The organism is Desulfosarcina variabilis str. Montpellier (assembly GCF_048565275.1).
GTDB classification, from domain to species: Bacteria; Desulfobacterota; Desulfobacteria; order Desulfobacterales; family Desulfosarcinaceae; genus Desulfosarcina; species Desulfosarcina variabilis.
On the sequence record NZ_CP159846.1, the window covers coordinates 966305 to 987551 of the forward strand.

The 21247-nt window shown below is 47.8% G+C and carries 24 protein-coding genes; 9 read left to right on the forward strand and 15 right to left on the reverse strand.

Translation table 11 applies throughout. The annotated features are described in order from the left end of the window. Positions 1-494: 494 nt before the first annotated feature. Together Dvar_RS04235 and Dvar_RS04240 are read right to left on the reverse strand one after the other, a co-directional pair. Positions 495-758 carry a hypothetical protein gene (locus Dvar_RS04235; protein WP_419660485.1) on the reverse strand — a complete coding sequence of 88 codons (264 nt, stop codon included), beginning with the start codon at positions 756-758 and terminating at the stop codon, positions 495-497. Between the two features lie 321 nt (positions 759-1079). Continuing rightward, positions 1080-1214 carry a hypothetical protein gene (locus Dvar_RS04240; RefSeq protein WP_419660486.1) on the reverse strand — a complete coding sequence of 45 codons (135 nt, stop codon included), beginning with the start codon at positions 1212-1214 and terminating at the stop codon, positions 1080-1082. 683 nt (positions 1215-1897) lie between these two features. On the opposite strand from Dvar_RS04240, the gene Dvar_RS04245 reads away from it, so the two are divergent. Together Dvar_RS04245 and Dvar_RS04250 are read left to right on the forward strand one after the other, a co-directional pair. Further along, the gene (locus Dvar_RS04245; protein WP_419660487.1) at positions 1898-4771 is read left to right on the forward strand and encodes a cellulase family glycosylhydrolase; all 2874 of its coding nucleotides are present in this window, start codon (positions 1898-1900) and stop codon (positions 4769-4771) included. A gap of 276 nt (positions 4772-5047) precedes the next feature. Beyond that, positions 5048-5854, forward strand: coding sequence for a tyrosine-type recombinase/integrase (locus Dvar_RS04250; protein WP_419660488.1), 807 nt, complete (start codon positions 5048-5050; stop codon positions 5852-5854). Between the two features lie 796 nt (positions 5855-6650). Here the strand turns inward: Dvar_RS04250 and Dvar_RS04255 are convergent. The 3 genes from Dvar_RS04255 to Dvar_RS04265 are packed head-to-tail and all read right to left on the reverse strand — an operon-like array spanning position 6651 to position 8499. Further along, on the reverse strand, positions 6651-7547 hold the full coding sequence (locus Dvar_RS04255) for a hypothetical protein (protein WP_419660489.1): 897 nt from the start codon (positions 7545-7547) through the stop codon (positions 6651-6653). Between the two features lie 20 nt (positions 7548-7567). Continuing rightward, the gene (locus Dvar_RS04260) at positions 7568-7858 is read right to left on the reverse strand and encodes a hypothetical protein (RefSeq protein ID WP_419660490.1); all 291 of its coding nucleotides are present in this window, start codon (positions 7856-7858) and stop codon (positions 7568-7570) included. Then, positions 7855-8499, reverse strand: coding sequence for a hypothetical protein (locus Dvar_RS04265; RefSeq protein ID WP_419660491.1), 645 nt, complete (start codon positions 8497-8499; stop codon positions 7855-7857). Before Dvar_RS04265 ends, Dvar_RS04260 begins: the two co-directional genes overlap by 4 nt. Before the next feature lie 481 nt (positions 8500-8980). Here Dvar_RS04265 and Dvar_RS04270 point away from each other — a divergent pair, with 481 nt between their 5' ends. Further along, positions 8981-9721, forward strand: coding sequence for a ParA family protein (locus Dvar_RS04270; RefSeq protein ID WP_419660492.1), 741 nt, complete (start codon positions 8981-8983; stop codon positions 9719-9721). Then, positions 9718-10050, forward strand: a complete 333-nt coding sequence (locus Dvar_RS04275) for a hypothetical protein (RefSeq protein ID WP_419660493.1) — start codon at positions 9718-9720, stop codon at positions 10048-10050. Before Dvar_RS04270 ends, Dvar_RS04275 begins: the two co-directional genes overlap by 4 nt. Here the strand turns inward: Dvar_RS04275 and Dvar_RS04280 are convergent. From Dvar_RS04280 to Dvar_RS04305, 6 genes are all read right to left on the reverse strand, one after another. Beyond that, positions 10037-10375, reverse strand: coding sequence for a hypothetical protein (locus tag Dvar_RS04280; RefSeq protein ID WP_419660494.1), 339 nt, complete (start codon positions 10373-10375; stop codon positions 10037-10039). The two genes, Dvar_RS04275 and Dvar_RS04280, sit on opposite strands and share 14 nt — an antisense overlap. Positions 10376-10711: 336 nt before the next feature. Beyond that, entirely contained in the window at positions 10712-11032 is a 321-nt protein-coding gene (locus tag Dvar_RS04285) for a single-stranded DNA-binding protein (RefSeq protein ID WP_419660495.1), read from the reverse strand. A 1-nt stretch (position 11033) separates the two neighbouring features. Then, positions 11034-11360 (reverse strand): hypothetical protein, encoded by a 327-nt coding sequence (locus Dvar_RS04290; RefSeq protein WP_419660496.1) that lies wholly within the window; start codon positions 11358-11360, stop codon positions 11034-11036. A 124-nt stretch (positions 11361-11484) separates the two neighbouring features. After that, the gene (locus tag Dvar_RS04295; protein ID WP_419660497.1) at positions 11485-11802 is read right to left on the reverse strand and encodes a hypothetical protein; all 318 of its coding nucleotides are present in this window, start codon (positions 11800-11802) and stop codon (positions 11485-11487) included. After that, a complete protein-coding gene (locus tag Dvar_RS04300) occupies positions 11799-12320 on the reverse strand; it encodes a hypothetical protein (protein ID WP_419660498.1) in 522 nt (173 codons plus the stop codon). The genes Dvar_RS04295 and Dvar_RS04300 overlap by 4 nt, the downstream gene beginning before the upstream one ends. A gap of 13 nt (positions 12321-12333) precedes the next feature. Beyond that, positions 12334-12963, reverse strand: a complete 630-nt coding sequence (locus Dvar_RS04305) for a hypothetical protein (RefSeq protein WP_419660499.1) — start codon at positions 12961-12963, stop codon at positions 12334-12336. Positions 12964-13716: 753 nt separating this feature from the next. On the opposite strand from Dvar_RS04305, the gene Dvar_RS04310 reads away from it, so the two are divergent. The 3 genes from Dvar_RS04310 (at position 13717) to Dvar_RS04320 (ending at position 15652) form a co-directional block, all read left to right on the forward strand. Then, positions 13717-14418, forward strand: coding sequence for a hypothetical protein (locus tag Dvar_RS04310; protein WP_419660500.1), 702 nt, complete (start codon positions 13717-13719; stop codon positions 14416-14418). Between the two features lie 6 nt (positions 14419-14424). Beyond that, positions 14425-14922: a hypothetical protein gene (locus Dvar_RS04315; protein WP_419660501.1), complete on the forward strand. Its 498-nt coding sequence runs from the start codon at positions 14425-14427 to the stop codon at positions 14920-14922. A 415-nt stretch (positions 14923-15337) separates the two neighbouring features. Then, positions 15338-15652 (forward strand): hypothetical protein, encoded by a 315-nt coding sequence (locus Dvar_RS04320; RefSeq protein WP_419660502.1) that lies wholly within the window; start codon positions 15338-15340, stop codon positions 15650-15652. Positions 15653-15967: 315 nt separating this feature from the next. Here the strand turns inward: Dvar_RS04320 and tnpC are convergent, their stop codons facing one another. Genes tnpC through Dvar_RS04340 form a run of 4 tightly spaced genes read right to left on the reverse strand, consistent with a single transcriptional unit; the run spans position 15968 to position 19221 of the window. Next, positions 15968-17527, reverse strand: a complete 1560-nt coding sequence (tnpC, locus tag Dvar_RS04325; RefSeq protein ID WP_419660503.1) for an IS66 family transposase — start codon at positions 17525-17527, stop codon at positions 15968-15970. Beyond that, positions 17524-18408, reverse strand: a complete 885-nt coding sequence (locus Dvar_RS04330; RefSeq protein ID WP_419660504.1) for a DUF4338 domain-containing protein — start codon at positions 18406-18408, stop codon at positions 17524-17526. The genes tnpC and Dvar_RS04330 overlap by 4 nt, the downstream gene beginning before the upstream one ends. 40 nt (positions 18409-18448) lie before the next feature. Further along, positions 18449-18805 (reverse strand): IS66 family insertion sequence element accessory protein TnpB, encoded by a 357-nt coding sequence (gene tnpB / locus Dvar_RS04335; RefSeq protein WP_419660505.1) that lies wholly within the window; start codon positions 18803-18805, stop codon positions 18449-18451. After that, the gene (locus Dvar_RS04340; RefSeq protein ID WP_419660506.1) at positions 18802-19221 is read right to left on the reverse strand and encodes a hypothetical protein; all 420 of its coding nucleotides are present in this window, start codon (positions 19219-19221) and stop codon (positions 18802-18804) included. Before Dvar_RS04340 ends, tnpB begins: the two co-directional genes overlap by 4 nt. Before the next feature lie 300 nt (positions 19222-19521). Between Dvar_RS04340 and Dvar_RS04345 the strand changes: the two genes are divergently transcribed. Together Dvar_RS04345 and Dvar_RS04350 are read left to right on the forward strand one after the other, a co-directional pair. Next, entirely contained in the window at positions 19522-20382 is an 861-nt protein-coding gene (locus tag Dvar_RS04345) for a DUF1670 domain-containing protein (protein ID WP_419660507.1), read from the forward strand. Beyond that, positions 20379-21200, forward strand: coding sequence for a DUF1670 domain-containing protein (locus tag Dvar_RS04350; protein WP_419660508.1), 822 nt, complete (start codon positions 20379-20381; stop codon positions 21198-21200). Before Dvar_RS04345 ends, Dvar_RS04350 begins: the two co-directional genes overlap by 4 nt. Positions 21201-21247: the final 47 nt, after the last annotated feature.

The following is a 21247-nucleotide window of genomic DNA, read 5'->3' on the forward strand; positions in this document are numbered from 1 at the left end:
TGGAAAATTTGGCCACCGGTCCATGGATGGCGGAAGGAGTCCCGACTGTGGTTTTTTTGGGCGACGGTGGAAAACTACTGGAAAATTGTGGGGAAGAATACAAGGGAGATCTGGAATAGTGTTGCCGTTTTGTTGGGTCATACAAAAGTACATATCACACGAATATTGTTACCATCTGGGCTTCATGTTGCCTGTACATATACAAGTTGTCGCCCGAATGCAGATATATTGTGAATCAAATAGAGGATGACCATCCGGTAATATAGTCATCATTTTTCGGTAAGGATGGCATGCTACTGTACAATCAAAATAACGGATACTCCGCTGACCATGTCCAGGCTCCGGAGAGTCCGATAACATAAATATCATTTTTTCATCTTATTCTCCTCTTCTCCGGGCCGCCTTTTGGTGGTCCGGTATTTTTTGTGATCAAGAAAACTTGGCAGATAAAGCCAGTCAGGATTTTTTATCTGGTAAATATCTTGATTTTTTTATTAATTCATTCGGAGAATGGCGTTCTGATTGTCTGACACAACTTTCCGAATCTGTTCTTCTTTGGATTCTAAAAAATCAATAATAGAAGATCGATTGGAATCGTCCCAACGTTTCTGATCTATTTTTAGAAATATTCTGGAAGTTCCCGTATCAATAATAAAGTCGTATGATTCTGTTATCGAATTTTCGCGATAATCAATATCATATTCATTATAACCAGTGTTAAAGAAGTCCAGAACAGTTTCTTTTTTTGTTGCAGCCATATCTTTCCACCTCTGCAATTATTTCTATTTATATAATGAATTAAGATCGTTATTTCTAATCATGATTCAATAATCAATCAATTTAGAAACACTTTAGATAACTCCCCTTCAAAAAGCAGAGCCCCCTCAGAGGCTCTGCTTTTGCCACCGCCTGATCGGCGGATTGATTTTTTTGCCTTCGTTGTCGAAGCTCTGCCGTTTATCATGCTCTTAGATCTTACAGGAGGTGCCTGATGTCCGGCCGGCTATACATCTGTTGATGAAGTAACCCAGCGTTATAAGAGTAATTGCAGTTCCAATCATAGGGCACCTTCCTTTCATCTATCCCGCCACATCGATCCCCGGATCACAACCCAGATGCGGATCTTTGTTTTCACATTCGAAGTTTCTTTCGCGGGCATCTACATGTCCTTCACTGCTCTCGTCTGTATAATCCTGAGTTCTGTTATCTGCCATATTATCACCTCATCGGTTGATTGTTTAGTTATTGGTGTTTCCTCTTGTTTTCAACCAAAATATACAGCATCGACGCAATTAAGCAATGTGAGCCGGATGGTTGGATGGTGGTAGGTGAAAACTATCATTTAGGTGGAGATTGTAATTGGCGCCGTGATGCTCTAAAATCGTTGCTGTTGCACAAGAATCAGAATTCTTGTTGGTGGTTAAAAACATTCCCGACATAACATGATGACCCAAAATAGATTTGAAGACGCCTTTCGGGTAAATTACATTTCTTGCATGTCAGTGCTCAAAATTTCTCATGAATCGATCTGCAGATAAGCCGGATAGCGATATTGCAGGTGTCCTTTTATTGCGTTCGGTGATCAGGGGGCGATGCCATCATTTTCTGATTTTCTCTGGATAATGTTCTCATTATTCATTGAATGTCACAATGATAATTTGCATGTACCAATGGTACTGAAATGAGAAAATATTACGCGGTTCACAATTTGCATGTTATCGTTGGGTCTCCATCACGAACAGTTGTATCAGTCACAAAAAAAGTAGAAAGATAGACTGGAGAGAAATTGCCTTTTTCTTATGGGGTAATTTTGCTTCTGGCCTGGGCGATAAATCTGTTTCTGTTCTCAACAATCAAAGAGGAATGAAAGGAATCTGTCCTTATGAGAGAAGGAAAAATGAGAAGTTTAAAAGCGGTGAGGAATATCGTGCTGATGTTCTTACTGATCCTTCCCTTGGGGCTTGTGGACGCACTTGCCGCCGAACCAGCCGATGACTACCTGTCCGCCAGTGGCGGCGTTCTGTATGATGACGCTGGCAATACCGTCAGGCTGACCGGCATCGCCTGGTTCGGTTTTGAAACGTCAAACCAGGTGTACCATGGTCTATGGAGGGTCAACATGGAGGACACACTCGATACCGTGGCTGACAATGGATTCAACCTGCTTCGAATCCCCCTGTGTGTCCAGCTGGTCAACCAATGGCGCAATGGTACCGGCGCTGACCCCGGCAGCATCAACTACAGCGTCAATCCCGACCTTCAAGACCTCACCAGCCTGGAGGTACTGGACGCATCCATTGCCTACTGTAAACAAATCGGGCTGAAGGTCATGCTGGATATGCACCGGGTGGTCAACACGCAAATGTTGAACACCTGGTATACGGACGATTATCCATCCAGCGACTTCGAAGCCTGCTGGCAATGGCTGGCGCAACGATATGCCGATGACGATACGGTCATTGCGGTAGACCTGTTCAATGAACCGCATGGCTCACCCGGAGAGTCCGACATGGCAAAGTGGGATGACACCACGGACCAGAACAACTGGAGATACGAAGCCGAGAAGGTGGCCGATCTGATCCTGGATGCAAACCCCAACCTGCTGGTGGTGGTCGAGGGGGTCGAGGCCACTCCCAAGGATGGGTACACTTATGCCAATACAAATGGTGCCAATTACGACTTCAACTGGTGGGGCGGTAATCTGAGACGCGTCGGGGATTATCCCGTCGATCTGGGAAACCGCCAGAACAAGCTCGTCTACTCACCCCATGACTACGGTCCCGGCGTGTATGCCCAAACCTGGTTTTATTCCGGGTTCACGCAAGATACACTCATTGCGGACTGCTGGGAACCCAACTGGCTGTATATTGCCATACAGGATATGGCGCCCCTTCTTATCGGGGAGTGGGGCGGAATCATGGACGGTGGAGACAACGAAACATGGATGAAGGCGCTGTCCGATACCATCGCCCAGTACGAACTGAACCATACATTCTGGTGCGTCAATCCCAATTCCGGTGATACCGGAGGGATTTTGCTCGATGACTGGCAGAGTGTGGATGCCACGAAGTATAACCTCATCGAGCCCACCCTCTGGCAGGACGCCGATGGCAAATTTATCGGGCTTGACCATGAGGTGAACCTGGGCGCAGATGGAACCCATGTCGGCGCCGCCGCCATCCCTTCGGATGATGATGACGATGATGTTTCCGTAACCGGTGTATCCGTCAGCCCGACAAGTACATCGATCAAATCGGGCGCCACCGCAGCCCTTACCGCCACCATAACGCCGAGCGATGCCAGTGACACCAGCGTTTCCTGGACATCGAGTGATACGTGTATCGCCACCGTAAGCACCAGCGGTGTGGTGACCGGCGTATCGTCCGGTAGCGCTTTGATTACGGTTACCACCCAGGATGGGAGTTACGAGGCAACCTGCACAGCAACGGTCACCGGATCAGAGTCAGACGACACAACATCGGCGCCCTGTTCGTCACCAGAGGCAGCGGCATTGCCGCTCGTTATTGACGGAGCGGGTGAATTCTGCCGGGTGACATCTGGCAGCATAACGAACATCAATTCATGGAACATGGAACGGGTGGAAATCAACGGTGTCGACTACACCAACACGTGGTCGAATCAGATGCCGGACCGAATCGACGGGAACTACTATATATACTATGTGGGTAAATACGACTGGTCTCATCTTGAAGTCAACGGCAGCGGGGGGAGCAGCGACAGCGATAACGATAATGAGCAGACACAGGAGTACACCCTGATCATCGAGGGCCGTGGCGATGGCTCGACCATTCCTACGATCGGCACCCATGCTTATGCAGCCGGTACGGCGGTCAGTGTCACGGCGACGCCTGCAAACGGAGCGACGTTCACCGGATGGAGCGGCGCCGCCACCGATACGACCAATCCTGTTACCATCACGATGGACGCGGACAAAAGTCTGATCGCCAATTTTTCTGCAGACGACACAGGTGATGATTCCGGAGATGAGACAGAAGATGATAGTGAAGATGACTCAGCAGATGACATCGATCTTCCGGATGCGTGCTCCGGATCATGCAATGCGGCAACGCCCGTTTCTCCAACGATTACCAGCGATGGTGGGCTTGGTAATGTGACCATGTACAGCACCGCGGCCAGCCAGGGAGGGGCCTGCAACTACGGCACAACCGATATCATGAATTACGCAGCCATCAACGTTAACGTGCTCCCTGATGACGCCCAGGGCCAGTGGCAAGGGGGCAAGATCTGCGGGCAGTGCGCGGAAGTGACCGCACTGACATCCCAGGGCCTCCAGACCGTGGTTGTCCGCATTGTGGATAAATGCGCAGATGAAAACTGCGGCATAGACCTCGGCGGCGATGCCCCTGCGACCATTATGCTGGACGACAGTGGACGCTACACCGGGAAATGGCGATTCGTCTCCTGTGATGGGCATTCAGGTGTTTCTGATGGAGACCCTAGCCTCGATGTGCTGCAAGGCAGCAATGCATGGTGGTCTCGCGTCCATGTACGCAATGGATCCTCAGCCACCGACACCATCGCGTGGCAGGAGGTTGACGGTACGGCGAGCGGCACCCTGCCATTTGCCACCAATCCGGAAAATGCTTTCGAAGTACCGGTCGATGGCGTTCTTCAGTCGGGGATGTCAGCCGTTCTGATCACGGTGCATTATGCTGACGGAACAAGGGCGACGGTGACGCTCACGCCGGATGAACTGGCAACCCCGTCTGCATCGTACCCGCTCGACTGATGGGATACCGAAAACTCATCGTCGTGAACGTCTATAGGGATGCCTGTATATATTGGTTATTTACCAATGAATGAGGCGGGATAAGCAGGTGTGGTAACGGTTAGGAATTGACCCGTTTTTCTGTCTACAATCGATAGTGGTGCGTTTTAGGTTGCAATCAGCTGGCAACTTCCTGCTCCAGCCGTTGAAGAATTCGGTCCGTGAGTTGACCGAATACCGTTGAACTATTATGTGCTGCCACGCTTCGGCAATTGCCCGATTCGGAATATCCCTTTTTTGGATATCGAAGCCTTTATCGCCGGGTTGAAATGCTCGAACAAGCGGATCAACAATATCCTTGTGCCCGTGCGATCGGTTTTCAAGATTGCACTCAGGGCAGGGCATATCGACAAGGACCCCATGACCTTGGTGCAGAATCTGAAGATCGAAAAGGCCGAAATCCAACCCCTGTCCATGGAGGAGGTCTGCCTCTTTTTGGATAAGGTGCCGCTGCGATACCGCCCATTTTTCCAGATCGCCTTTTTCACTGGGATGCGTTTTGGTGAGATGGCGGCCTTGAAGTGGCGGAACGTGGATTTCCGATTGAGCGTGATCAAGGTCCGCGAAACCCTGGTACTCTGTGAAGAAGGACGACCCAAAACCGCTGGCTCGGTTCGAGACATCAAGATGCTGCCGCCGGTAGTCGACGCATTACGGGAACAACGCAAGGCAACCATGGGAAAATCGGAATACGTGTTCCTGAATTTTTATGGTCGCACGCTCTTTCACCATTCGGTGAATATCCATGTCTGGAAACCGACTTTGGAAAAATGTGAGTTGGCGCCCCGGCCGCTGTACCAGACACGTCATACGTTCGCCACGTTGATGCTCGATTCAGGGGAGCAACCCGGCTGGGTGGCCCGCATGATGGGGCATGTGAACCTGAAGATGATTCACGAACACTATTATTCGTATATCAAGAATTATCAGCGTGACGACGGAGCAGCGCTCATGGCCAATGTGTATGCTCCCAGCGTCGAAAAAGAAGGGGATAATTTGCCGGATCAGGAGGTGTCAATTGCACTCTCTGGGGTGAAAAAGTGATCCCAAAGTGATCCCATAACGCAAAACAGGGACTTGGCCATTTTTCCAAATCCCTGAAATAACATAATAAATTGTAATCACAAATGGTGGAGGCGGCGGGAGTCGAACCCAAGACACCACACAACTGACGCGGATCTACAAGCGTCTGGGCCACCTCCGGGCCACATCTCCCCTCTAATTTCCAACCCACTGGACACACTCTACACAGCCTGACATAAGCTTTAAATAGTATCTCAGCACACTGCACTACATGAAAATCAAGTGCAGTAAGTGCGGAACCCAGTGGGAATATAAAGGCAAATCTTGGTGCGCTGCGACTTGCCCGAAATGCCACAGAAAAAACACAATTTTCATATGGCAGAACCTTAAGTACGCTAAATATATCAAGTGTCTATACTGCGGTCAAGAATTCCCTAAGAAAAGAAAAAGTTCAAAATATTGCAGCTCCCTTTGTCAAAATAGAACTATTGCCCCAAAAGGTGGTAAAGCCTGCCAAGCGAAACACGACTTCAGCGGACTTAATAATGGGCGATGGAAAGGTGGCATAAGCAAAAACCACTATCATTACAAAATAATACAAGATGAGCGCTATCCTGACCGTGTACGAGCAAGAAAGCTTTTTCATAATGCGAAAAGGCATGGGAAAATAACACCACCTGACCGATGCCAGCGCTGCGGTAAGAAATCCAAGCTCCACGCCCACCACAAAGACTATTCAAAACCGCTTGATGTCGAATGGTACTGCCGACCGTGCCACCGCCATCTCCACGGCGGGGCGCATTGATAAATATCTTAATTATTTAATATTTGATTTGAAGGTGGGATCACTTTCGATTTTGAATAATAGCTGGTCAATATCAACATCATCAACTAATACTTTTGATCGTGATAATATCTTTCCGATACTTTTTAAAACAGTTTTCTTTTTTTCTTCTTTGGTGGGTATTTGAACCTCAAGCGCCATTTTCTTAATATCTTCAGCATTTAATCCAGAAACATTAATTTTTTTGCTTTCAATTTGTTTTTTTAGTGCAGTGACTACATCAGGTTGAAACCAAGCATACTGACTTTCTAAAATACTATTTACAATTTCTTTGAATTCTTCTTTGGTCTTATAATCAGGTACCCAATCCATAGTACCTACTCTGGAATACAAATTACCAACAAGCCAACCTAATTTTGCCCGGAACTCCTCTGTCAATTGAAGGTGCTTTGCGTCAAGGCATTTGTCATAATGGTCGTTAGCTCGAAGTGCGATTGAAAGCCTTAAAAAAGCACAACAAGGCTCAGGGAATTTCAAATCATCGTCTTCATGCAGATAGAAAAATTCTTTTTGATTATTGTTAAGCAATTGTGTGGTAAAAGACTCTATTGTGTTCCTTCGATTAGATCTACAAATACCAGATTTTATTTCGAATTCTTCGCTCTGAATTTTTTTAACCTCTCGATTCAAAACAACGTCAAACGGTCTAACGGATGCAAGCGTAATATATTTTGCAGAGCAGGTTTTACCGTCCCTACGAACCAAGTCACAAGATTGGGTCAGGACGATGAAATAAATGTAATCCGATTTAAAATAATGAGGATGGTACCGCTTTAATACAGAAGAGATATCTTCAGTTACTCTTAGAACATCTCCCTGACAAAGGTTTGATTTATCAGGATCTTTGACATAGGTGAAGTGGCAACTCATGATTAGGTCGCAGTCCTATATCAATCGTTTTTTGTAGACACTTCCTGATATTTTCCAGACAATTTGTTGTTGATCTTGTAATTACTTTCTTGCCTGGACATTTTGGAGACATTTATTGAGAACGAAACTGAATAATCGGAACCTTCTGTCACACCTCGTGCAACCTTCATAACAGTTGGAGGATATGGTGAGCTTCCGGTAACTTTGCTTGATTGTGCACGAAAAGTAGGAACATCAGATTCATTTTTGTAAGTTACTCCAGATCTACTGGAAAAATCTGATTTTGATGATGTATGTGCTTTATCATTCATGATTCACCCTCTTCGTTGTCATCAAGTTCCAAACCGTAGAATTTATTTAAAATATCCAGTGATTGAGTCTTCTTAGATATAATAAGATCATCAGTTACCAACTCAGCTATCTGAGCAGGCCCTGTGACTTCGTAATGGTAATTGAAATCGAATAAAACTTTGTCTTGAGTATATATAATATTAAGATTTAACACATGATTTTCAAATGAAAACTGTCGTTTGATCTCAGTCTTATTTGTAGATAGCCCAGCCTCAGCGCATCTATCTGAATCAGCTAAATCGAAGAGTTCAAGCATATCGAAATTATGGCTTTCCTCTTCGAATACAATATTAACCCCCAACGCTGTGACCGGTGTGTGCTCAAGAATTGTTACTAATGATCTTACACATGAACTCATCCGAGCCAGTTTTTCATCACTATGTGGCTCTTGGGCCATAAATTGACATTTATGAACGGCAGGTAGAAAAAAAATGTTATCTGGCGACTTGTATCTTGGTGCTAATTCAGGCCTGTTGATTGGGAGCTGGACCTCAAGCTCTTCATTATTGAATATTTTTTCTGCAACCCATTCCGGTGTTAATATATATCGGTTCCATTTTCCAACTATGATTACAGACAATGAATCCCCGATGATTTTCATCGATACAGGCCTTTTTAGTTATTTTATCAGCATCTTGGATGGCATAACTCCCCTGCCCATTATTTCAATAAAACTATAGTTGGTCAAGAAAAATGCGTATCCATGGTTTGTTATCGTCGGAATGATGTGAAATCTTTAGACAAGCGTCATATAGCACAATCGTTTACATAACACCATAAAATCCATTGATTGAGTCGAGACGGACTAACAAACAAAAAAGGGCACCGTACTTTACGGTACCCTGGACGCGGGGGATTAGATGTATGTGTGAAGGCATCTGCCTGTTGTGACGCTATGATAATGCCCCATCGCCAATCGTCAACCTCTCATTTGAAAAAATTGAGTTTAAACTCAACTAAATAATTGATATAATTAGTTATTTCTCCTTGACACACATCCCCACATAAGTGCATCCTCACAATACCGGATATGTGTAAATCCACACAAAAAATATAAACCCCGGATGCTCAAAGGAGGATGCATGATAACAATTGCAGTCGCAAACCAGAAAGGCGGTGTCGGCAAGACCACTATCAGCTTCAACCTGGCGCACATTCTTGGAGCTAAACACCGGGTGCTTACCATTGACAACGACTCCCAGGCGCACCTTACCCGCTCGTTTCTTGATAAATCAGAGCTGAAAGCCAACATCCACGACATCTATGAAGGCCAGACAGTCACGCCCCAACAGATCACTAAAAACATCGACCTGATAGGCGCAGACGACTCACTTGCCAAGATATCTGATGGCGACCTTGAGACCATCATCATGCTAAAGCATGCGATTAGCACCCAATCACATGATTACGTGCTGATTGACTGCTTGCCATCGTCCGGTTTTGTGCAGATGGCAGCGCTCACAGCTGCTGATTACGTCCTGATCCCGGTGACAGCCGCTTATTTCTCGCTCATGGGCATGGTGGACTTCATCAGCACCGTTGAAAAGGTCCGCAAAGTGACCAACCCCAACCTCAAGATCGCCGGCATCGTCATTAACCAGCTGAGCGGCAGGGTGACAAACCTTGAAAGGGACATGGAAGCGTCCTTGCGCAAGAAATACCCTGGCCTGACATTTAAGACCCGACTCAGCAAACGGGTAGCAGTGGGCGAATGCGTCACCACCCAAAAACCAATCACCCAATATGACCCGAAATCAAAGTCCGCGAATGAATTCAAAGCACTGGCAAAAGAGCTGATGGCAAGGGTGAACGGAGGGAAATGATGGCAAAGAAATTCGACAGCGCAATCGACAAGATCCTGGACCCGCAGGTAAGTGAACCCACAAAACCAGAAACCCCCAAAACCACAGATACACAAAGTCCCAAATCCACAACACCACAAGCACACATTCCCACAAATACACATTTACACAAAGCCACAAACTCACAAAAAGAACCGACCGAGCGCCTTGACGCAATGATCCCCCAGAGCTTGAAATGGGCGATGGAAGATCTGGTCAAAGAGACCAACCGAACCCGGAAACGCGGGAACAAGACCAGCATGACCGCTGAGATCACTAAGGCGATTGAGGCGCACCTTAAGAGAACTTAGCTGCTAACACTGGAGCAATTCCAATATTAGATAGGTGATCTGCAACAAAATTCGTCGCATACCTATCTCCGCTGATCATTGCTGATTTCATATCTTCATACCATTTGTCGCGGTTCATTGAGATGCCAAGCTCCGACCATAGTGCTCGAATATCAAAAACTCTCCAGCGTCCGGATTTGTGCCGAATTGCCCACCAATATGATGTGCCACCATCACGATCATGGTGGTTGGCGAGCTGATATGTTTTTCCTTTAAAATTAAACTCAACTCTGATTCTACGATCAACAAAATGGCTAACTATACTATTATGCTTATGAATTTTCACCTAACACCTCCAAAATCGCAAATTATTTATAGATGCTATACCCACAGACATTTACGGAATTACTTCTTAGGTGGTCCCGGCTCAGGTTGAGATTGCTCTAAGAATCGAACGTCGGCATGCGTTGCACCGTATTGACGATGTTCTATGGTAAGCGCGAGGCTTCGGCCTTGCCTTACTCACTTTCTACCGAGTCCAAAATCGTAAATTATAAATAGATGCTATGCCCACAAAAACTACGGTTATAGCTTTTCGATGTAGGGCTGGCTTTGCTGGTCTATGTCACAACAAAGAAAGGCCGCCCAACCGGGTAGCCTCTCTTTACGTTGTTCCTCTTGATCATTGCAGCTCGACCTTCCGGGCTACGATCTTGGTGTAATAATTCTTTTTGCCGTACTTATCCTCGACAACATCAGTCTGAAGCCGACCCTCGACCCGGACACGATTGCCTTTACGAAGCGTGCCTATGCACCATTCCGCAAGCTTGCCAAAGGCAGAGACCCGGTGCCAGTCGGTGCGCTCATTCCATTCACCGTCCCGACCCTTCCAACTGTGCTTGGTGGCAACCGACATCGACGCAACCTTAAACCCATTGCCCTCGTACTCAGACGGGTCATTTCCAACGTTGCCAATAATCCTAACATCGTTCGTATCTGCCATTTTATTTCCTCCTGGTAAGCACCTTGACCAGACCGATAACGCCGATGATAACAACGCAGAGTGCGGCCAGGGAATGGATCTTGCCGCCCCGCCCAAACCCGAAGTTCGAGTCAAGCGATCCCAAAGCATCACCGGCAATCTCGGCAACAGGCATCGCAAGGTAAGCCAGAAGGGATATCCCGCCCATGATCAAAACCCCAATGCCAATGATCCAGAATATCCAGCCGACTATTTTGCCCCTGGTGTAATCGTCGGCCATCATGCACCCGCCTTTCTCTTGGCAGGTCGTCTGGGGGCAGGCTTGTGGGAATCCATGTACCGCCGCCATTCAAGCTCAACTTTGTCCAAAGCCCGCTCCACAAGCTTACTCTCATTGACAACAGCAGACTCCCGGATCTTGGTTATTACCTCGATTGCCTTTGCCATATCCTTTAATTCCTGTCTTGTGGCCATCATCCGCCTCCTTTGCGGCCCCACAGACCGCAGTGTTTTTCAGCCCACCGAAAGCCGTTCTCGGTGAGGATGTAATCATAAAAAAAGAAAGCCACGCCGCACACCCAAAGCACCAAGTCAAAACCAACTGACCCGGTGATGCTCCCGATCTGGCTCATGAGTCCAAACCAAACCCCGCTCAAGAGCACCACCGCAGTCAGAAACGCACCGATACGCCGTGCCCAACTGCTGTATCCGACCTCTGATGGCGATGACGGTGGCTGTACCTTGGGTCGAATCGGAACCGGACGTGGGATGTCACTCTCAAACCTGTTCATGACAGCCTCCTGACCGGGAGCGGACGCGGAGCCATGTTTATGATGTCATCCACAGTCTCCTGCGGCTCATAAGTGATCTGATTGACCGGCTGATAAGAAATGGCAGTCTGTTCCGATCGCATTACTTTAGTTGCAACAGGATCGCCATGAACCACTGCTGCCATCAAAGCGAAATAATCACGACAGTCCGGACAGAAGCGGTAAGCTACCTCACGCCGATTGTGCCGGAACATATTGATGGTCTGATGATCAAGCTCGCAGTTGCAGATCCCGCACCTGGTATCGTCAGCCGGGTTGATGAACGCTTGGTACACACTTTCTTTGGTGTGCCTTGGAGTAAGTCCTCTGGGATACATCTCTCCATGAGAAAGATGCTCGCCTGTAAAAGGACACTCTTCACGCCGAACTCTGCTTGGCGGAATGATCTGAACCTGAACCGGGAATCGATCATTTACACTGATGCCGTACTGATCCAAACCCCTGCCAATAGTCTTACCAATCCTATTGTTGTCACACATAATCCTTCTCCTTTCACTGAATGCTTACTGGGTGGCCGTTCTTGTCCAACAACTCCACCCTCTCAAGACCAGGTATCGAGGATCGATACCCGGAGTACCCATAACTGATGAAAAACTGTCGCTTCTTGACAAACACCAAACCCACATTGTTGTTCAGGCAATACAACCGCTTTTCCTCTGCACTCCTGCCAGGGATGGAATCGTAATCCAAAAACGGCGTGTTCCTGTTTATGTAAAGGCGAAACACGCATCCCTGATCACGGGCATACTTAGAGGCCAAAGCAAAATCGAAAGTGGTATAGATCCCTGCTCCAAAATCACCGGGCAAACCTACTATGAACCCTTCACGGAGAACTGATTCAGCATTGCTGTATGAGGGCGTGCCGTGGAACACGACCCAATGCCTTTGCTTTTTGGGAGCAGGTGCAGGCCGCACGGCACCATACGAGGCCTGACCCTGATGCACGTACCCGACTTGAGCGTTGTCAGACCGAATGGCTAACATCACCGCACCAAACCCACATGCAGCCACAAAGAACCAAAAGATCGCCGCAGGGTCAGACTCACCCCCGGTCTGTGCTAACATGATGACCGACCCAAGGATCGCCCCAGTCCCGATTACCATCACGATGAAATTCATCATCCCACTAACTCCTTTCCTTTTGCCCCCTCACCTGGTATAAAGATCTAAACCTTTATTTTTTTTAAAATGAATTTTTCCCTTGGCTGCTATCTACTACACGCCTTCCAGAACCCTCCTGTTCACCACTTTTTTAAAAAAATCCTAACTTCTCGTAATTACGCCTAAATTTTTTAGACATTTTCCGAAAACTATATATATGAGCTTGTCCACTATTGTGGACATGACAAAGAAAAAGCCCACTTCATTTATAGGAAGGGTTTCCGGTTTTGGATCACCCCAACGGAAACACATAGAGATCCCGAAAGATAAAAGAGATGAGTTTGAGTCAGGCGATGCTGTCTTTGTCGAAAAGATTGAGCGATGATGCTTTTTGCATGCGCGAAAAGACCCCGGCCTTCCCACTGCACCTATTACGGGAAGGCCACTTACCAAATACTATTGGGTGAGCGAAATGGAGAGTAGGTAGCTAAGCCAAGGGCACTGAACCTGGATGCGAAACTGTTCGCAAAGATGTCTTTGGGAATGTAATCTGTGTGTACGCCTATGGTGTAATTTCATAACAAGAATCGGCAAAAGGTGCATAATACTGAAGAATCATGAAGGATTGTGAGGTGCCATACCATAACAACTGACGCATTACCGGAGTTCGAGGCGGATGACTTCAATAGTATCGAGATCGACCAAATCCCTGCAGAAAGGGTGAATGCATACATAGACCGCTGTCTGAATGATAGAGAGTTCCGGGAGCTGGCAATGCACCAATATGGCTCTTTTGTACTCGGCGCATCCCGTAACCTGTTGCACAGATCCGGCCAGCTTCTCTCAGACCTCGGTGCACTATCAGACTTTATCGACCAACCGGAATCAGCACCCATCGATTGGGCTGAATTGAAACGCCAGGAACGGACAAACAATCTCAAAATATGGTGGGAAAAAAAGAAGCGCCGAAGCGAGTTGATGCGATCTCTCGCAAAACTCTACAAAAAAGGCAGAGGGTCAGAGACGTTGGTTCAGGACACGTTTGTGATAACCGAACTTGCAAAAGTGTTCAATTCGCAAGGTCAAAAACAGCTTGACTTCGATAAACAGCATAAGGAGCTCGCCGAAAAAGGATTCGCAACTCTCCTTCCATGGCGACATATCATTTTCGAACAAATCCAAGATGGTACAAATTCATTCGAAGGGTTAAAACCGATTATAAGCGACTCCCGTAAAGACCAATCTCTGCGCTTCCAATTTCTAATTGAACTCACTCATAACCAATACATTGAGATTAAACAAGACAAAGCCTTTGGGGAGATCAGAATCGAACCGAAGAATGAAATCAACCCAAACATCATTCTCAAAGACCAGTCCGGCAACCACTCAACTATTGATTGGCTCTCCTCAAGCAAAGCCAAACAGAACCTTGCACTCAAATACCTCAAAGAAAATAAGGTCATATTGTATGGGTGATATGAGATGCCATTCAATCCAAATCCGTTCACAGAGTTCCAATTAAAACTGCTCCGGGGAATTAGGGAAAAACTCATCGAGATCCGGAATCCAGACAAGGAAGTGCTCGATGACAAAGACTTCAGCTATTATGTTGAAAATTCCAAAAAGTTTGGTCCCATCCCAAAGCTACGTTTCAAACCAAACGCTCAAGCAATCAAACACGAGATCATGACGGCAGCAGGATACAAACCGATTGCTAAGAAATCATCACACAAAGAAAGAATAGAAGCCGGTGCCACTGCGTTTAACAAACACTGGGATTCAATGATGGCTGGCCTGATCAAAAGCACAAAACGCATAGCAATTATCAATCAGACATTTGTTGAAGAAGGGCAACTGATAGCCGAGATCATTCGATTGATCCAGATGTCAATTACAACCAAAAGTCACAATAGGATAATTCATAACCCAAACAATACAAAGGAGGAGTCTTATATAGACCAAATCAACAACACACTATGATATTTAGTGTTCCCGCCTGCGAAGGCGATGTCTATGGAGCGTGATTTCAACACACACAAACCCTCTATCGACAAATCACCCCATCACAAATAAGACACTCGCACCGGAGTACTTTTATATCCGGTGTTTTCCACCCCTTGCTATATATAAAACAAGACCATCGAAAAACCCGTACCGCAGATAATCTGCATCATACACTGAAAGTATTTAAATAATAGTGCCATTCCACGGAAGTGTGGAATCATGATTTTGCGTCCAGGTCCCATGTCGGATTTTGGACAATTTTGGAAATCAGCCCATCCAAATTGAAGAGCTGATTTCAATAAAATATGTAGCTGGTAGTCAAAGAATGCCCCGCAAACGAAAACCTAAACCTGATCCAGAGCCATACCTGCGGTTGATCATGGGGATCTCCATGAACAACCGCCTGCTGACAGTCGATGAGTCCAACCGCCTTGACTTCGCAGTCCTACTCATAGAATACATCGCAACAGGCGACCGGGAGACACTCACCCCCATCATCGACCAATTCCGGGAAGAGAACGGGATCTCAAGATCCCTCTGCTATAAGGTCAAGCAAAGGCTCCAGGAGCTTAACCTTATCCGAAAGGAGCGAGACCCTTTTTCCCACCGGATGGTTTATATTGTCAACATGAACCGCTACGAGAGAGACCTAAGAGCCCTTTATGGATTCAAATCCCAGGTAAAAGTGTGGAAGAGATCATTTTAGAAATTTTATTTAAAGTTGTTTCACAATGCACTTAGCTAATTGTAATCACAATGAAATTACGGTAGGTATGCAATACATTTTAATAGCAGTAAGTGCAAGTTGGCCGAAGACTATCATTTGAAATGGCTATATGCATCTGCCCACTTTAAATATCCCACCCATTTTGATCCTTCGTGTCCTTTCGGCAGGCATGTGTAAATCAATTTTTTTTGCCGGCCGGCATAATTTTTAAACTGAGGTTTTGATCGTGAGTGTTTGATTTGGCGGGATAGTTGAGGTCGTGCAACAGGCAGGGCACAAGCACCCTGCCTGCAATTAGGATACGGCTTCAGAAATGGCTTGCTTGTAATTCCAGGGCGTCCATTGTTCGGGGTGGCGTTTTACCTCAGCCGAGTTCTCACTGATTGCAACCAGGTAATCAAATGGGTTGGCGCCGTTCAGTTCGCTGGTATGGATCAAGCTCATAAACAAATCGCCGACCTTGGCCCCTCTCTCTGTCCTGTAAAACAAGGCGTTTTTCCGATTCAAGATGGCCTTTTTCAAGGCGCGTTCACAGGTGTTGTTGTCCAAAGGGGCTCCGGGGACGCGCAAAAACAGGGTCAACGCATCCCAATGGTTGCACATATACTTGATGGCTTGCCCGAGACCGGCGTTTGGTTCCACCGTTTTTTCCTCGAACTGCTTATCGAACCATTCTCTAAGGTCATCCATCAAGGGACCGCTAAGGTTCTGATGCAATTCGAGCCGCTGATCGTCCGACAGGTTTTGCGCCCTGGCATCGGCATCGTTTTTATACACTTTGGCCAATAGGTTCAGCACATGGGTGCATTCGTCCGGGAAGTTATCGTACACATCCACGAAGCGCCGCCTTCCATGGGAGATGCAGTTGGCCAAAAGCGTTTCAAAATCCTTGGGTGCATTTCTCGACAGCGCATCGCACATCTGGATCGGGGGGCCGAGATCAGCCTGGCGCCTGGCAAGCAGATCTGCCAGGTTTTCTCCGGCATGCTTCTTTCCGGTAAAAAACAACCCGATGTTGTGATCGTGCAGAACCGCCACCATGCCGCTGGTAAAAATTCCTTTTCTTTTGTCGTCCCGCTTTTCGTTGACCACGGAAAGGATTTTCATGGTGGTATCGTCGTTGTGGATCACTTTTGCACCGGCTGCCTGTCTGATCAGTTCATCAAAGACCGGAAAGACATGCCAATAAAAATCCCTGACGATATCCCATTGGGTGGATGCCGGCAACGGTATACCAACACTGTTCTGCAGATTTTCCAGGCGATAAAAAGGGAACCCGTTGCCATATTTTAACAGGGCGATCATTGCACCGGCGGAGGCATCATATTTTTCTTCACCGACATCCTGTGGGGCTTTGGCCGTAAAAACCTCTCCACACAAATTACAGCGCAATTTTTCCAACTCGTATACCGTTGCCGTCAATGGCGAGGTGCCGGTGACACGAATCAGTGGTCCTGGCTGTTTGCAGACATAGACTTTGCCCTTGAGGCAAAGGGGGCACGGATCTTTATGTTTGAGTTCTCCATGCGGTACCGTGACTTTTTCGGCTCCGGTAAAATCATCCGCCCCATTTCGGCCATGGCCTTTTTTCTTTTCCTTCGGTTTTGCATCATCGGCTTTTGGTTTGCGTTTTTGGGTTACATCCTCGGTCTTTTCCGTAGATGCACCGAAGATCATTTTCAGCAACCGTTTGATGGAGACGGCTTTTTCATCCACGCTGTGGCTCAGGACATGAATCGTCTCGCCCATGGCCTCGATGGTTGCATAATCCTCGTCCAGCAGGTTGCGCGATTTGACCCGCTCGATCAGTGCGTCCAGTTGTTCGGCCGAAAGTTCGATGGGCGGTGGGGTCATGCGCTTGCTCCAGCGGTAAGGTATGTCCTGAATCGCTTGTCCAACGGATATCCCCAGACGGCCTTGATGGATCGGTTGGGACGGTGGGTCTGGTCATTCTTCCCACGGCCGGTGGTATCTCCCAGATAGGTCCAATTGGCGGCCTTATAGCACGTACCGGCAAACCGCTCTGTGTCCACAAAGGTCTCCAGGTAATAAATGGGATGATGATATACCGCTTGCCAATCACTGGGCAGGATGCGGTTCATCCGTCCCAGAATATGGGAAGCCAGATGGGGCACGCGAACCCAGGGAAGGATCAAGAACCGGCTGTTGTAGGCCATAAAGCGCAAGTTGGCCGTGCGCTGGGGTTGAGACCAGCCGATAAACTGGTCGCGGCAGCCGATATGCCTGGCGGCCGACGACCAGGACAGGCACGCAATGGGCCGGTCTTGGGAGTAAACGATGTATTTTAAATGTTCGCCGACCGGCTGGGTGTAGCCCAGATAATGGTACTGGGCCAACAGACTGTTGAACAACTCTTCGGCGTCGGTACGTCGAACCTGTTTAAACAAAAGCGGTTTGATGGCAGACAGCTTGCCTTTTATCGGACGCTGGTCAATGGCGATGGTCTCAGGTGCCCGTCGTCTGGCCAAGGGATTGTTCGGTGTCATTTTCTTGGCCGGCAATCGAATGTGCCCGGCCCGATGAAGGGCGAGCATCAAGCCCCGGCAGACCATGTCGCGAAAGGCGCCGTTGGCCTGGCGCCAATCCCAGGCCTGGCAAAGTTTGACGGAAAGGCGCCGTCGACTGTCCGTGGGGTTCCGGTCGATCAGTTGTTGAATAAATGCCGCATCCTGTACGGTAACGATTCTACCGCGGTATGTAAGTATCGGTTCCATGGTCGGCGTACATAGCAGAATTGCTACTGGAACGCAAGCCCTACGTACAAATTTTTTTCCAATGCGGTGCGACAGTAACGGTGGCCAGATCCCCGTTCCAAATCAACAATTGCAGCTGATGAACATCGAGCCGGCGCAAAATGGCATCCGTACTTTCGGGCCACCAGGTAAATCGACCTTTGGATAGCCGCTTTTGACAAAGCCAAAATCCTTGACCGTCATACACGAGAATTTTTAATGCAGTCGCCCGTTTGTTGCGAAAAACAAACACGGCACCGGAAAACGGGTCCGATTGGAGATGCTTGCGGCACAGCCCGGCCAGCCCATCAATGCCTTTCCTGAAATCAGCCGGCTCCACGGCGATAAGAATCCGCATCTGCGGCGTGATGGCGATCATGAATCAATTGCCAAAAAAGCTCTGCCCATTTCCACCAAATCAAAAGCGCCGGCTCCTTTTACATGCATTCTCATAACTGAACCGTCACTTTTTATCATTTCGATAGTCGATTCGATAAAAGGAGCGGCTGGGGCTTGGAATTCTATAAAGGGGGTAGGCAAAGTATGGGATGGGCCTTCTTCCGTTGTGTTCGCGTTTTCAACTTTGCTTTTTAAGGTCGTGTAATTGACCCGCAGGGTCTTTGACAGGTGGCATATCGAATATTCGTCCGACAGCGCAATTGCTGCATTCCAGAGGCTTTGGGGAATACGGGTGCGTTTTTTCCTTCGCTGGCGCCAGGATTCGAAACGCTGCCGGACCTGTTCTAAGGCGGGGGCGATGGCAGAAACATCTGTTGGATTGGTATCGTCGTTCATTGGCTGTCCTCCTCATCTCTTTGCGACAGCCAACAGATACCTCATTGTTCAGTTTATTTCATGCACGCTTGCCGGAAGGACACGATCCTTCAAATTAACTCCGCTCGGACTTCAAAAAGCTTGCTGTGCTCCGCAATGGACAAGAAATTGATTTTTTAACTCCGAACCTGTTTTTAACAAATTCCGATTAGGGCGTATGTCCGGTAGGCGGAAATCCAGGATTTTCTTTCCCCCTATTGTCGACTGGGGCAATAAGGTAAAGAAAGAAGATCAAGCCTTTTTGGAAAGGATGTCGCGCCCATGATGCCAACGTACGCCCATCAGAAACAGTTACAAGAAGCCCGGCTCGATACGAAAACGTTGGAGCGGCTGTTTGCCAATCTGATTACCGATGGTACCAACTGCTCGCCTTTCGAGTCGGACATTATCGTCGAAAAAGCCAAGGAGGTTTTTGCCATTGGCGACCATGCGGAGGGTAATGTGCTCCACCCCGGACAGATGGTCTGGACGGCGGTTGATATTGCCGAACCCCCTGGTAAACCGCTCAAACAGTGTCAACTCAAGCGGATTGTCATAACCCATATCAATTCCACCGAGGATGCCGAGGTACGTCGCTCATATGGTCCATCGGCCAAGCGCCGCCAACAAATCCTGCGCATGAGTGTTGAAGCCAAGGACCAGGGTGCCCTGTTAACCCAGGAAGACCTGGCTGTCATCCTTGATACTGACGTGCGAACCATCCGCAGAGACATCCAGCGGCTTCGTAAGCAAAACATTTTTGTTCCGACCCGGGGACAACAAAAAGATATCGGACCGGGAGTGACCCATCGGGTCCAGGCCATCACGATGTTCCTGGAAGAAAAAGAACCCGTGGAGATCGCCCGGGCCATCAAACACTCTTTGACGGCCGTGGAACGTTATATCGACACCTTCTGCCGCGTGGTCTATTGTCAGCGCAAGTTTCGAAACAACCTGAAGACCGCCCTGGTGGTCGGTGTCTCCGTTGCCACGGTCAATACCTATCTCGGTCTGCATACCGATGCCTGCGAAGACCCGGCCTACCGACAACGTATTGAGGAAATCGAAGCGCGCGGTCGGATCTATTACAAGGCCGTCGATTTTAAAAAAAACCATGGGCAGACCAAAAGGAGGCCGATATGAAATCAGGCAAAACACCCCTTGCCAATCAATTCGGTCCCCTACAGAAAAAGACATTTGGCTCGGCACTCGCTCTGTTCTTTCAGGACCAGTGTCCCCAGTTGGGCGGTCAGTTGACCCGGCAAGTAATCGTCAACAAAATCCAGGAACTGGTCGAGCATTTCTATCCGCCCAACACGCACCTGCGAATGGGCCAGGTCATGTGGCCGGCCGTGGACGAGAACGAAAAGGCCGCCTATGGTAAAACCATCGAAAAGACCCGCCTCAAACCGGTCTTTGTCGATATGATCGCCCCGGAAGATATCCAGGCTTTCCTTGAAGGCGAAAAAGCAAAAATCATCCGCCAACGGGCAACCGTTCGTATATTCAATCAGGCCAAGGAACAACAGGCCGTGCTGACTGGTGTAGATGTTGCCACCATGATGCGATTGAGCCCGGCGACAATTTCAAACTATGTCAGGGGATGGGAAAAAGAACACCAGACCCTGGTTCCCCGGAGAGGTACGATCCATGATATGGGCCGTTCCATTACCCATAAAAAACAGATCTGCTACAAGGTCGTCGTCGAAGGTAAAACCGTTGAGCAAACCGCCCGTGAGACCAACCATTCTCCGGAAGCCATAACTCGCTATGTCAAAGACTATAAACGAATTCTGGCCTGCCTGAATAAAGGATTAACACCTCAAGACACAGCCTTTGTTGCCAAGGTCAGCAAAAATCTGGTCTATGAGTACATGAACCTGATTGCCGAAAATCAACTTGATATCAAAGAACAGTACGGTATAAATGAAAGTGAGGACTATGATGATCTACCTTTTTAAACCTTCAGGACACTTTCACCTACCGGACATTCGCCCTTATTTTGACT